Origin of the sequence: Streptomyces ziwulingensis, assembly GCF_039542605.1 — a bacterium.
In the GTDB taxonomy this organism is placed as follows: Bacteria; Actinomycetota; Actinomycetes; order Streptomycetales; family Streptomycetaceae; genus Streptomyces; species Streptomyces ziwulingensis.
Genome location: NZ_BAABIG010000043.1, coordinates 1 through 12,159 on the forward strand (window position 1 = coordinate 1; position 12,159 = coordinate 12,159).

The 12,159-nt window shown below is 75.2% G+C and carries 9 protein-coding genes; 5 read left to right on the forward strand and 4 right to left on the reverse strand.

Annotated elements, in window-relative coordinates:
* The coding region (locus ABEB00_RS21220; RefSeq protein WP_345621530.1) for an RICIN domain-containing protein at positions 1 to 1,119 on the forward strand (1,119 nt) is incomplete at its 5' end.
* 31 nt (positions 1,120 to 1,150) lie between these two features.
* On the opposite strand, the gene ABEB00_RS21225 is transcribed toward ABEB00_RS21220, so the two are convergent.
* The 3 genes from ABEB00_RS21225 to ABEB00_RS21235 form a co-directional block, all read right to left on the reverse strand.
* Positions 1,151 to 3,292 carry an ATP-binding protein gene (locus ABEB00_RS21225; RefSeq protein WP_345621531.1) on the reverse strand — a complete coding sequence of 714 codons (2,142 nt, stop codon included), beginning with the start codon at positions 3,290 to 3,292 and terminating at the stop codon, positions 1,151 to 1,153.
* On the reverse strand, positions 3,289 to 4,017 hold the full coding sequence (locus ABEB00_RS21230) for a Pvc16 family protein (RefSeq protein ID WP_345621532.1): 729 nt from the start codon (positions 4,015 to 4,017) through the stop codon (positions 3,289 to 3,291). The genes ABEB00_RS21225 and ABEB00_RS21230 overlap by 4 nt, the downstream gene beginning before the upstream one ends.
* A 223-nt stretch (positions 4,018 to 4,240) precedes the next feature.
* Positions 4,241 to 4,906: a helix-turn-helix transcriptional regulator gene (locus ABEB00_RS21235; RefSeq protein WP_345621533.1), complete on the reverse strand. Its 666-nt coding sequence runs from the start codon at positions 4,904 to 4,906 to the stop codon at positions 4,241 to 4,243.
* 313 nt (positions 4,907 to 5,219) lie between these two features.
* Here ABEB00_RS21235 and ABEB00_RS21240 point away from each other — a divergent pair, with 313 nt between their 5' ends.
* The 3 genes from ABEB00_RS21240 (at position 5,220) to ABEB00_RS21250 (ending at position 10,601) form a co-directional block, all read left to right on the forward strand.
* The gene (locus ABEB00_RS21240) at positions 5,220 to 8,282 is read left to right on the forward strand and encodes a helix-turn-helix transcriptional regulator (protein ID WP_345621535.1); all 3,063 of its coding nucleotides are present in this window, start codon (positions 5,220 to 5,222) and stop codon (positions 8,280 to 8,282) included.
* Between the two features lie 93 nt (positions 8,283 to 8,375).
* Positions 8,376 to 9,785, forward strand: coding sequence for an NAD(P)/FAD-dependent oxidoreductase (locus tag ABEB00_RS21245; RefSeq protein ID WP_345621537.1), 1,410 nt, complete (start codon positions 8,376 to 8,378; stop codon positions 9,783 to 9,785).
* 135 nt (positions 9,786 to 9,920) lie between these two features.
* On the forward strand, positions 9,921 to 10,601 hold the full coding sequence (locus ABEB00_RS21250) for a pentapeptide repeat-containing protein (RefSeq protein ID WP_345621538.1): 681 nt from the start codon (positions 9,921 to 9,923) through the stop codon (positions 10,599 to 10,601).
* Positions 10,602 to 10,631: 30 nt separating this feature from the next.
* Here the strand turns inward: ABEB00_RS21250 and ABEB00_RS21255 are convergent, their stop codons facing one another.
* Positions 10,632 to 11,132, reverse strand: a complete 501-nt coding sequence (locus ABEB00_RS21255) for a hypothetical protein (RefSeq protein WP_345621711.1) — start codon at positions 11,130 to 11,132, stop codon at positions 10,632 to 10,634.
* 37 nt (positions 11,133 to 11,169) lie between these two features.
* Here ABEB00_RS21255 and ABEB00_RS21260 point away from each other — a divergent pair, with 37 nt between their 5' ends.
* Positions 11,170 to 12,129, forward strand: a complete 960-nt coding sequence (locus ABEB00_RS21260) for a GNAT family N-acetyltransferase (RefSeq protein ID WP_345621539.1) — start codon at positions 11,170 to 11,172, stop codon at positions 12,127 to 12,129.
* Positions 12,130 to 12,159: the final 30 nt, after the last annotated feature.

Consider the following 12,159-nt stretch of genomic DNA (forward strand, 5'->3'; position numbering starts at 1 on the left):
ATCACCCCCTTCACCGAGGTCCGCGCCGAGCTGGTGCCGTCGACCGTGAAGGGCCGGTTCCGGGGCAAGCCCCGGCTCGCCGTCGACAACCTGGGCAACACCAAGGTGACGGCGTCGGTCGCCGGCAGTGACACGGGTGACCGGCTCGGCTACGAACTGCGCCCCGCCAACGTGCAGGTGGAGCCGGGGCGGGCGGTGTTCGTCGACGCGGTGCTGCGGCCCCGGCAGACCATCTGGTTCGGGTCGAAGGAGGAGCACCCGTACAAGCTGGCCGTGCAGCGCTCGGGTGTCGCGCCGCTCGACGTCGAGGGCACCTTCGTGCAGCGCGGGTTCCTGCCCCGCTGGCTCGCCACCTTCCTCAGCGTCTCGCTCGCCCTGGCGATCGCGTTCGTGATGATCTGGATCGCCTACAAGCCGCAGGTGCGCACCGCCGCCACCGAGCAGGTGGAGGAGGCGGGCACCGCGCTCGTCCCCAGCCCGAGCCCCTCGGCCCCCGCCACCGTGCCCAGTGCCGAGGAGTCACCGGTCGAGGCCGTCGCGCCGCCGGTGACCGAGCCGTCTGCCGAGGCCGGCGGGGGCGAGGGCGGGGACGAGGCGTCGCCGTCTCCGCCGGTGAAGAAGAAGCCGCCGGCGGTCGTGCCCGCCCAGAACATCCTGCTGCGCAACACCACCACCAAGAAGTGCGCCGACCTGCCGGGCAAGGACAAGGCCGAACGCAACGGTCCGGTGCAGCAGTTCACCTGCGACCAGAACCCGGCCGACAACCAGCTCTGGAACCTGGAGGTCAAGTACCCCGGGGACGGCCCCGGCGGGACCGCGCTGTTCCAGATCCGCAACGTCAAGTCGCAGTTCTGTGTCGACCTGCCGGGCTGGGGGGCGCAGCCCGTGCGGACCGACATCATCCAGGCGCTCTGTGCCGGCACCAAGACCGACAACCAGCTCTGGTGGGTGGAGAAGCAGAAGAGCGGCGCCTACTGGATCCGCAACTACTCCTCCAACAACAAGTGCCTGGACGTGTCCGGCTGGAGCACCGGTGTGGACGAGACCAAGCTGACCCTCTTCGACTGCCTCAACACCGACGACCAGGAGTGGGAGATCATCCAGCCGAACCAGGAGTGAGCCCCGGGGTCCCGCCCGCGAGGGGCGGGGCCTACCAGGCTCCTTCGCCCGGCACCAGGCGCCCGGCCTTGCGGTACTCGCGGCGGGCGCCCTCCAGCAGACCGGCCGCCGTCACCTCGCCGCCGCGCCCGGCCGCGAGGTAGGCGGCGGTGACCACCGCGCTGCGGATGGAGCCGCCCGCCAGCTCGAACTCCTTGGCCAGCGGCGCCAGGTCGATGTCCGGCTCGGCCGGTACGTGGGTCAGTCCGTGCCGCCACAGGGCGAGCCGCTGCTCGGCGTCCGGGAACGGGAAGTCGACCACCAGGTCCAGGCGGCGGGTGAACGCCTCGTCGATGTTGGCGCGCAGGTTGGTGGTGAGCAACGCGATCCCGTCGAACGCCTCAAGGCGCTGGAGCAGGTAGGCGCTCTCCATGTTGGCGTACTTGTCGTGCGCGTCCTTCACCTCGGAGCGCTTGCCGAAGACGGCGTCGGCCTCGTCGAAGAGGAGTACGGCGTCGGTGCGGTCGGCCTCGGAGAAGATCCGTTCCAGGTTCTTCTCGGTCTCGCCGACGTACTTGTCCACGATCGAGGAGAGCTGCACCACGTAGAGGTCGAGGCCGAGGTCGGCGGCGACGACCTCCGCCGACAGGGTCTTGCCGGTGCCGGACTCGCCGGCGAACAGACCGAGCACGCCCCGGCCGCGTCCGCCGCCGGCGCTGAGCCGCCAGTCGCCGAGGACCTGGTCGCGGTGGCGGGCGCGCAGGGCGAGTTCGCGCAGCTCGGTGAGGGGTCCTTCGGGCAGGACCAGGTCCCGCCAGTCCACCGCGGGGCGGATCCGCCGGGCGTGCTGCTCCAGGCCGGAGGCGGACTGCTGGCGGGCGGCGAGCCGCAGGTGGGCGGCGGTGACCGCGGTGCCCTCGAAGCCGGCCAGGGCGCGGGCGGCGTGGGCGGCGCGGACGATGCGCTCGCCGCCGAGGTGGTAGGGGGCGACCGTGGCCGCCAGGTCGAGACCCGGGTCGATACCGGGACCGGGGTCGGGACCGGGCGCCGAGGCGCGGTCGGAGGCGCGGTTGGAGGAGGGGCCGGAGGCGTGGTCGGAAGCATGTGAGGTGGCGTGGGAGGTGGCGTGGGAGGTGGCGTGGGCGGGGTCCGGGCCGAGCGCCGCCGCCCAGGCGTCCACCGACCCGGCGGCCCGGGCGGGTGCCTCCAGGACGAGCGGGTCCCGCAGGCACCACTGCGGGTCGTACGGTCCCGGTGACGTGATCAGCACCCGCACGTCGTCCGCGCCGGTCAGCGCCCGCACCAGGTCGGCCGGTTTGTCCGGCAGGCCGGTGACCACGATCGCCCGGCCGGTCAGCCGGGCCTCGCGCAGCAGTTCCGGGACCCGGTCCTCGGCGCCGGTGAAGTGCAGGGCGTCCAGGCGGGCGGAGTGCAGCGCGGCCGTCACACCGGCCAGGGCGTCGCCCTCGCGGCGTTCCCGGACGTAGGCGGTGACCGGGCCGGCGGCGAGCAGCGCGGCGAGCCGGGGGACGAAGCGGACGGACTCCTCGTCGGCGCCGTGGTCCGGCACGAGCGGGACGACGGGGGCCGGCAGGGCACGGACGTGCGCGGCGAGCCCGGCGTCCGGGGTGTCGTCGCCGAGCAGATGCGCCAGCACCCGGTCGGGGACGCGCAGGGCCCGGCCCAGGAAGGGGCGTTCGTGGTCCTCCAGGGTCAGCAGGCCGAGCGCGGTCAGCGGGGCCGACGGGTGGAAGACCGCCCGGGACGCCGCCGAGTGCACGGGCAGACCGCACAGGTCCAGGGCGAGGCCCACGGTGGCCCGGCGCCTGCTGACGTCGTCGTTGAGATAGCCGTACAGCGCCTCGAAGCCGCGGTCCAGGTCCGGGGCGAGGGCGACCAGCAGTACGGCGGCGTCCGCGTCGGTCAGCCGGAGCCGCTCGGCCAGCACGGCCAGCGGGTCGTCGGCCGAGTCCGCGCCGGGCACCGAGGAACCGCCGGACGCGCCCGCCTCGGGCCGCGCCAGCACCTGGCGTACGGCCTCCTCGGAGAGGTAGAGGCCGCGCAGCGGGTCGGTGGCCGTCGGGTCGGCCGCCGAGCGGTGCTCGACCAGCGCGGCGACCCGCTCGCGCAGGTGCGCCAGCCGGTCCAGGAGGGTGGCGGGGCCGGACTGCGGTGCCGCGTCGGGGAAGTTCATCGCGGGCCGCCGTCACGGGGGGCGATCCGGCGGGCGGTGCGGCGCGCCCGGTTCCGCTCGGCCGCCGCCACCTGCCGGGGCCGGTGGGCGCGTTCGTCCACGGCCTGCTCGGTGCGCTCCTCCCACGGGGTCTCCGGGTCGCCCGCCGTGCCGTCGAAGGACCGGACCCGGACGCCGAGGCCCTCGGTGACCGGCGGCCCGGCGTCGTACTCGGGGAAGGCGGGGAAGGGCGCGGTGACCACGACGTCCAGGGACGGCTTGAGTTCGCCGCCGAGCGCGGACCAGATCTCGGCGAGGGAACGGGCCTCGGTCTGGATGCTCGCCACCGTCAGCGGCACCGACAGGCCCAGCGCGCGCAGCGAGGGCGGCAGTTGGGCGGGCGGCAGCAGTTCGCGCGGCAGCAGCGTCGCGAGGATCGCGGAGAGCAGCCGGTGTTCGTCCTGCGGCTGCTTGGTCCAGGCGGTGACCAGGTACGACAGCCGGAACCAGCGGGGCGGCTGGCGGCGCTTGATCACGATGTCCCGCTCGTCGTGCACGGGCAGGTGGCCGCGCTGGCGCCGGGCGACGTCCTCACGGATGTCGTAGAGGTAGGCGTTGAGGACCGGCCCGTTGCGCCGGGCGGACCATTCGCGGGTCGGGGCCTCCAGGGAGACGTCGATGCCGGAACCGGCCAGCACGCCGCCGCCGAGCAGTTCCTTGAGGACCTCGTCCACCTCGTGGATCACCGTCGTGCTCCCGCCTTGCCGTGTCGCCGGGCATCCGCCCGTGCCGCCGCGCGTACGGGGCTCTCGTCGCCGCCCGTACCGCACCGCCCTGTCGCCCGTACCGCCGTGCGTACCGTCGCCCGGTCTCGATCGTGCCTCGCGGGGTACCCGGGTCCGCAGCGCGCCGGGGACGGCGGCCGGGCAGTCGTCCTGCCCGCGGGGGCATGTTCGATTGCCCGTTCGGTCAGATGTAGCCTTCGCGGAGGGCATAGGCCACGGCGTGCGCCCTGTTGCGCAGGTGCAGACGGGTGGTCAGCCCGTGCATGACGTTCTTGACGGTGCGTTCGGAGTAGGACAACTTGCTCGCTATCTCTCCGGTGTCGAGGCCCTCGGCCACCAGCCGCAGGACGTCCACCTCGCGGGCGGCCATCCCCAGCGAGGGGGAGCCGGGCCGGCCGGCCGCGCCCCGGTGCAGGGTGCCCACCTGGCTGATCAGCCGTCCGAGCAGGTCGGCGGGGAGATCGCCGTCGCCTCGGGAGGCGGCGAGGACCGCCTGCACCAGCCGGTGGGCGGTGGCCTCCCGGCGCCAGACGATGGCCCCCACGCCGCACTCGATGACGTCCAGCAGTTCGTTCTCGCGGATCGTGCCGACGACGAGCACGGCACGGGCGCCCTCACTGCGCACGACCCGGCGCAGCCGGGTCAGCCCGGCCTCGTCGAGCGCGTCCTCGATGAGCAGGGCGACGGTGCCGGGGCCGGTCTCCTCACGCAGTTCGATCTCCGGGTGCCGGCGCAACTGGCTGACCGCGCCCTCGCGGCTGATCGGGTCGGGGGCGGTGACGGAGACGGGTGTACGACGCGTCGGACCGGCCGGATGGTGTGTCTCCGCGGTCCGGGGTGAGTTGAGCAACCGTTTCCCCCATGTTCACGAGTCCGCCGTCCGGTGAGGGCCAGAGACGGATGGGCTTGTTCCACACTTCTGGGACTGTCGCGGCATCCGCAATCGTGGAGCACCACGAGGCACACCACGAGACCAGCCGCGACGCTCGCGCGAAAGGCCCGGTCAGCGAGTTCCGGAGCAGGTCAGGAAAGGGCCGCGGGAGGTGGGACGGCCGCGACGGGACCGGCCGCCCGCCATCGTGAGCCTCACCACAGCGAGTTGCCGCGGCCGGTACCCCCGCGTCCTGCCGGCCGGGACGCATTCTCCAGCACGGGAGGCAGGCATGTTCCGACCGCTGCGCGAACGTGACGACGCGCACGCGCTGCTGGCCGCCGAGACCGAGCGCGCCCGCGCCGGCGCCGGCCGGCTCGTGCTGCTGCGCGGCGCCACCGGCACCGGCCGCACCGCCGTGCTGGAGGCCGCCGCCGCGTACGCCGAGGCCCGCGGCCTGAAAGTGCTGCGGGCCCGCTGTTCCGCCGACGACACGGAGGTGCCGCTCGCCACGGCACGTCAGCTCCTGGGCGCCGTACCCGAGTTCGCGGACTCCGCCCCGGGCGACGATCAGCGGGGCAGCGCCGCCCGGCTGTGGCGGCTGCTGCGCGCGTACGCCGCCCAGACTCCGCTGCTCGTCGCCGTGGACGACGTCCACCTCGCAGACGGGGCGTCCCGCCGCTGGCTCGTCGAGGCGGCCCGGCGGATCGACCGGTTACCGGTACTGCTGGTCGTCACCGAGCGCAGCCAGTACGACATCGACCCGCCCGCCGCCGGGCTCGTCCACGCCCTCTCCCCGTCCCTCGTCCGCACCCACACTCTCGCCCCGCTCGGCGACGAGGCCGCCGAGTCCCTGCTGCGTACCGCCGCGCCCGCGGCCGGACCGGCCTGGACGGCGGAGTGCGTGCGCGCGGGCGCGGGCAGCCCCCTGCTGCTGCGGGCCCTGCTGGACGACCTCACGGACACGGCACGCGCCGGGACGCCGGTCCCCGCGCTGGGCGGCTGCCTGGGGCGCAGCACGCCGGGCGGGGTGGTGGGGGGCGGTTCGGCCGGTGCTCCGGTGGTCGCCGCCCGGCGTCCGCCGCGGCCGGTGCCGGTGAGTTGTGCCGCGCTGTATCCGGGGGCGTACCCCGCGGCCGTCGCCTGGTGGCTGGAGTGCGCGGGCCCGGCGACCGCGGAGGCGGCGCGGGCGCTGGCGGCGCTGGAGGAGGCATGGCCGGCGGAGTCCGCCGGGGGGTCCGGCCTCCCCGGCGGCCCTGACTTCCCCGGCAGTCCCGGCAGTCCTGGCGGCCTCGGCAGTCCTGGCAGCACTGGCAGTCCCGGTAGCCCCGGAAGCACCGGCGGCCCCGGAAGCCACTCCCTCCTTGACCCCCTGACCGCTTCCTACCCCCTGACCGGTTCCGGCCCCCTGACCGGTTCCGACCCCTTGGCCGGTCCCGCCGATCTCGTCGCCGAGGCGGTCGGGGCCGATCCGGCTCGGGTCGCGGGGTGGCTGACCGCGATGTCGCGGCTCGGGCTGCTGCGGGCGGACACGGCCGGGCGGCCCCGCTACGCCCATCCCCTGCTGCGGGACGCGGTCCTCGCCGGGTGGCCGACCGCCCGGCGGCAGGACGCGCACCGGGTCGCGGCCGAGGCGCTGCTGCGCCGGGGCGGCCGGGTCGAGGCGGTCGCCCGGCACCTGCTGCTCGCCCCGGCCGTCGCCCTGCCCTGGGCGCTGCGCGTCCTGCGCGACGCCGTGGCGGTCGCCGTCGACGCGGGCCGCAGCGAGGACGCCGTCCGCTATCTGCGCCGGGCGCTGGCCGAACCGCTCCCCGACGACCACCGGCAGCGGCTGCTGACCGAGCTGGGCTCGCTGGAGTACGCCTCCGCCGACGCCCTCGCCGCCATCGCCCGCCTGGCCGAGGCCCTGCACCTGCCCGCCGCCCCCCGCGACCGGGTCCGCACCGCACTAGCCCTCGGCACCGCCCTCGCCGGCCGCGGCGAGATCCGTACCGCCGTGGGGATGCTGCGCCGCACCGGCAGCGGGCTGTCCGACCACCCCGACCTGGCCCGTACCGTACGGACCGCGTCCGCGCTGCTGTCCGACCACGACCAGGCGCAGCGGCAGGAGTCGTACCGCAGGCTCGGCGAGACCGCCGCCCGCTCACCCGAACTGGTCGGCACCGCCGGGCACGCCCTGCTCGTCCGGCACGCGGCGACGGCCGGGCTGGTCTCGGCGCGCGAGGCGATGACCCGGATACGGGCCCTGCTCGCCGAGCCCGGCGACCCGCTCGCGGAGCCGTTCCTGCTGGGCACGGCCGCCGCGGTGGCGCAGTGGGCCGACGAACTCGACGAGGCGGAGCGGCTCGTGGAGCGGGGCCTGGCCGGACAGCACCTCTCGCTGCTGCACCCCATGCGCCAGGCCCTGCTCAGCACCCGGGGCGACATCGCCGCCGCCCGCGGCGACCACGCCCTGCTGCTCGCCCGGTTCACCGGGGTCGCGGCCGGCGGCGCGCCCCGCAACACGGACGCCCACACGCTGGCCGCCCTGACGCACACCGGCCGGCTGGAGGAGGCGCGGCACTTCGCCGGCGGTTTCGACCTGCGGCAGGCGCCGGACTCCTGGGAGCTGAACCGTTTCCTGTACGCGCGCGGCGATCTGCGGGCCGCGACCGGCGATCCGGCGGGCGCGCTCCACGACTTCCTGGAGTGCGGGCGCCGCCAGTCCGGCCGCGAGGTGTTCAGCCCCGTCGTCACCCCGTGGCGTACGGCCGTCGCCGAGTGCCGGCTCGCTCTGGGCGGCACCACGGAGGCGCTGGAACTGGCCGAGGAGGAACTGCGGCTGGCCCGGATCTGGGGCACCCCGCGCACGATCGGCCGCGCGCTGCGCGTGCTGGGCACCGCGACCGGCGGCCGGCACGGCCTGGAGCTGGCGGAGGAGGCGGTACGGACACTGCGGGACGCCCCCGTCGACACCGGTACGGAGCTGGCCCTGGCGCTGCTCGGGCACGGCCGTCAGCTCCTCGCCGCGGGCGAACGCGTGCGCGCCCGCGACCGTCTGCGCCAGGCCGCCGACCGGGCCGAACGCGCGGGTGCCGTACGGGTGCGCGCCCTGGCCCGGCAGGCGCTGCGGGAGAGCGGTGCCCGCCGCCTCGGTCCGCCCGGTACCGGTTCCGGCGCCCTGACCGGCAGTGAGCGCCGGATCGCGGAACTGGCCGCGGACGGCCGGACCAACACGGAGATCGCCGACTCGCTGCATGTGGCCCGGCGTACCGTGGAGACCCATCTCACGTCCGCGTACCGGAAGTTGCGGATACGGCGGCGCGGGGAGCTGCGCGCGGCGCTCGGCCGGGGCGAGCGGGACGGCTGCTTCTGACGGGTCAGTTTCGGCGCAAGTCCCCCGAGGACACCCGGACATCGCGCCTTCCGCAGGAGACAGGGGCCGTCCGTCAGGGTTACCGTCCTGCGCATGAGCAGCAGCCTGAGCAGCGGCGTCGTGAACGGTGGCATCTCCTTCTGGTACGCGGACGACGGCCTGCCGCCGGTGCGGGAGCCGCTCGGCGGGAACGCGTCGGCCGACGTGGTGATCGTCGGCGGCGGATACACCGGGCTGTGGACGGCGTACTACCTGAAGAAGGCGGCGCCCTTCCTGCGGATCACCGTCCTGGAGCAGAGGTTCTGCGGCTACGGCGCCTCCGGCCGCAACGGCGGCTGGCTGTACAACGGCGTCGCGGGCCGCGACCGTTACGCGCGCCTGCACGGCCACGAGGCGGCGACGCGTCTGCAGCGCGCGATGAACGACACCGTGGACGAGGTGATCCGGTCCGCCGCCGAGGAGGGGATCGACGCCGATGTCCACAAGGGCGGTGTGCTGGAGGTGGCGTGCACGCCCGCGCAGGCGGCCCGGCTGAAGGAGTTCTGCGACAACGAGTCGGCCTTCGGCGAGCAGGACCGGGAGCTGTACGGCGCCCGCGAGACGGCCGAGCGGATCAGGGTGGCGGGCGCGGTGGCCTCCACCTGGACGCCGCACGGCGCCCGGCTGCACCCGGTGAAACTGGTCAAGGGCCTCGCGGCGGCCGTGGAACGGCTCGGGGTGACGATCCACGAGTCGACACCGGTCACCGAGATCCGCCAGGGCCACGCGGTGACGCCGTACGGAACGGTCCGCGCGCCCTACGTGCTGCGCTGCACGGAGGGCTTCACCGCCTCCCTCAAGGGCCAGCGCCGCACCTGGCTGCCGATGAACTCCTCGATGATCGCCACCGAGCCGCTGACCGACGCGCAGTGGGAGTCGGTCGGCTGGGCGGGCCACCAGACCCTGGGCGACCTGGCGCACGCCTACATGTACGCCCAGCGCACCGCCGACGGCCGGATCGCACTCGGCGGGCGCGGAGTGCCGTACCGCTTCGGCTCCCGCACCGACAACGACGGGACGACGCGGGCGGCGACGGTCGAGGCGCTGCGCGAGATCCTGGTCCGCCTCTTCCCGTCGCTGGCCGGCCTGCGGATCGAGCACGCCTGGTCGGGCGTACTGGGCGTACCCCGCGACTGGTGCGCCACCGTCACCCTGGACCGGTCGACGGGCCTGGGCTGGGCGGGCGGTTACGTCGGCTCGGGCGTCGCCACCGCCAACCTCGCCGCGCGGACGCTGCGCGACCTGGTCCAGCAGGACTCGGGCCAGGCCGGCCGTACCGAACTGCTCGCCCTGCCCTGGGTCGGCCACAAGGTGCGCCGCTGGGAACCGGAGCCGCTGCGCTGGCTCGGCGTCCAGGGCATGTACGCGGCCTACCGCGAGGCCGACCGCCGCGAACGCACCACCCACGGCGTCCGCCCCTCCCGCCTGGCCCGGGCGGCCGACCGCATAGCGGGCCGCCACTGACCGCTCCGCGGCGCGAGCCGGTCGGGGACGGCGGAGGAACCGACGGCCCGGAACCACGCCCGCCGCCTGCCTGAGAAGCCCGGGCACGGAAGAGGCGCCCGCCGGGCTGTCAGTGGCAGGGTGCAGCATGGGGGCATGGCGAGGAGAGCGGCGGCGAGCGGTACGGCGATGAAGGCGGCCCGGCGGCCGGAGGTGCGGCTGCCCCCGCTGGAACCGCACGACGGCGGCCCGCTGGAGCCGGACGGCGACTACGACGGGCTGGACATCAGGGCGGCGGACTTCTCCGGGCAGGACGGCGTGGGCGCCCGTTTCATGGACTGCGCGCTGACCGACTGCGTACTGGACGGCACCTCCCTGCCCCGCGCCCGGCTGCTCGACACGGTCCTCGGCGGTGTGCGCGGCGTCGGTACGGACCTCGCGGAGGCCGGCCTGCGCGACGTCGAGCTGACCGACGCCCGGCTCGGCGGCACCCAGTTGCACGGGGCCGTACTGGAGCGGGTCCACGTCCGCGGCGGCAAGATCGACTATCTGAACCTGCGCCGGGCCCGGCTCAAGGACGTCGTCTTCGAGAGCTGCGTCCTGGTCGAGCCCGACTTCGGCGGCGCCCGCCTGGAGCGCGTGGAGTTCGTGGACTGCGCGCTGAAGGGGGCCGACTTCAGCGCGGCCGAGCTGGCCGATGTCGACCTGCGCGGGGCCATGCCCCTGGAGATCGCCCGCGGCCTGGACCGCCTCTCCGGCGCGGCGATCAGCACCGCCCAGCTCCTGGACCTGGCCCCCGCGCTCGCGGCGGAGGTGGGGCTGCGGGTGCTGCCCTGACGGCCGCGACCGGACGGAAGCCGGGGAACGTCAGGGAAGTCGCGGGAAGCGGGCCTGCAGCGTCCAGATCGCCGGGTTGTCCCCCAGGTCCTCGTGCATGTCGGTGAGGTCGGCGATCAGGTCGTGCAGGAAGTCCCGCGCCTCCCGGCGCAGCTCGGAGTGGGAGAAGGAGAGCAGGGGCTCCGACGGCGGCAGCCACTCCGCATCGATGTCGACCCAGCCGAAGCGCCGTTCGAAGAGCAGCCGGTCGCTGGACTCCGTGAAGTCCAGCTCCGCCCGCTGCGGCCGGGCGGCCCGGGAGCCCGCCGGGTCCCGGTCGAGCTGCTCCACGATGTCGCACAGCGCCCACGCGAAGTCGAGCACCGGCACCCATCCCCAGGCTGTGGACAGCTCGTGGTCCTTCTCCGTGTCGGCGAGGTACACGTCCCCGCTGAACAGGTCGTGCCGCAGCGCGCGCACGTCCGCCCGCCGGTAGTCGGTCTGCGGTGGGTCGGGGAAGCGGGCGGAGAGGGCGTAGCCGATGTCGAGCACGGGGTCGATGGTGTCACGGCGCGATAGGTTCCCCGGCATGCGTCTCGACCCCCTGCCCCTCGGCCCCGACCACGACCTCCCGGCCCCCCTCCTGACCGAACTCACCAGCCTCTACGCCGCCCACCGCGACTTCCACGCCCTCGGCGGGGACTTCCCCGACCCGGACGACATCCGCCCCGATCAGGTGGCGAAGGCCCTCGCCGGCGAACTGGCCCAGCCGGGCGCCGAGGTACTGCTAGCCCGGGACGCCGGCCGCCTGGTCGGCCTCGCGGTCACCCTCGCCCGCCACCCCGACCCGGCCGACCCGGACCCGTGGATCGGGCTGCTGATGGTCGACGCCGGCCTGCTCCGGCAGGGTTACGGCCGACGGCTCGCGACCCTCGTGGAGGACCGTTTCCGCGCCGGGGGCCGCACCGCCGTACGCCTCGCCGTCCTCGACGGCAACACCGGCGCCGTCGCCTTCTGGACGGCCCTCGGCTACGAGCCCTTCGGCCGGGGCCGCGACCGGGAGGGGGACCGCCCCTGCACGGTGCTGCGCAAACCCCTCGGCGAGGTCGTGCGCACCCCGCGCCGGGCGGCCCGCGTCGTCGTCCGCGACCCCGAGGGCGCCGTCTTCCTGCTCCGTTACGACAACATCGAGGTCGGCGTCCACTGGGCACCGCCCGGCGGTGGACTGGAGGCCGGCGAGGACCCGCGCACGGGTGCCCTGCGCGAACTGCGCGAGGAGACCGGCTGGACCGACCTGGAGACCGGCCCGCTGCTGACCACCTGGGAACACGACTTCACCCACCTCGTCGTCGGCCCCGTCACCCAGCACGAGCACGTCTACGTCACCCGGGGCCCGCGCCGTGAACCGGCCGGCGACCACCTCGCCGCCGCGCACGCCGCCGACGGAATCCTCACCTGGCGCTGGTTCACCCCCGGGGAACTCGCCGAGTCCCCCGAACCCCTGTGGCCGCCGGACCTGTCCGGTCTGCTCGACGCGCTGGAGAGCTGACCGGGCCCGGGCGGGTGCGACGACGGCACG

Excerpts from the sequence above, each read along its gene's own strand:
- ABEB00_RS21225 (WP_345621531.1), bottom strand. The coding sequence starts at position 3,292 with ATGAACTTCCCCGACGCGGCACCGCAGTCCGGCCCCGCCACCCTCCTG.
- ABEB00_RS21240 (WP_345621535.1), top strand. The coding sequence starts at position 5,220 with ATGTTCCGACCGCTGCGCGAACGTGACGACGCGCACGCGCTGCTGGCC.
- ABEB00_RS21245 (WP_345621537.1), top strand. The coding sequence starts at position 8,376 with ATGAGCAGCAGCCTGAGCAGCGGCGTCGTGAACGGTGGCATCTCCTTC.
- ABEB00_RS21250 (WP_345621538.1), top strand. The coding sequence starts at position 9,921 with ATGGCGAGGAGAGCGGCGGCGAGCGGTACGGCGATGAAGGCGGCCCGG.
- ABEB00_RS21260 (WP_345621539.1), top strand. The coding sequence starts at position 11,170 with ATGCGTCTCGACCCCCTGCCCCTCGGCCCCGACCACGACCTCCCGGCC.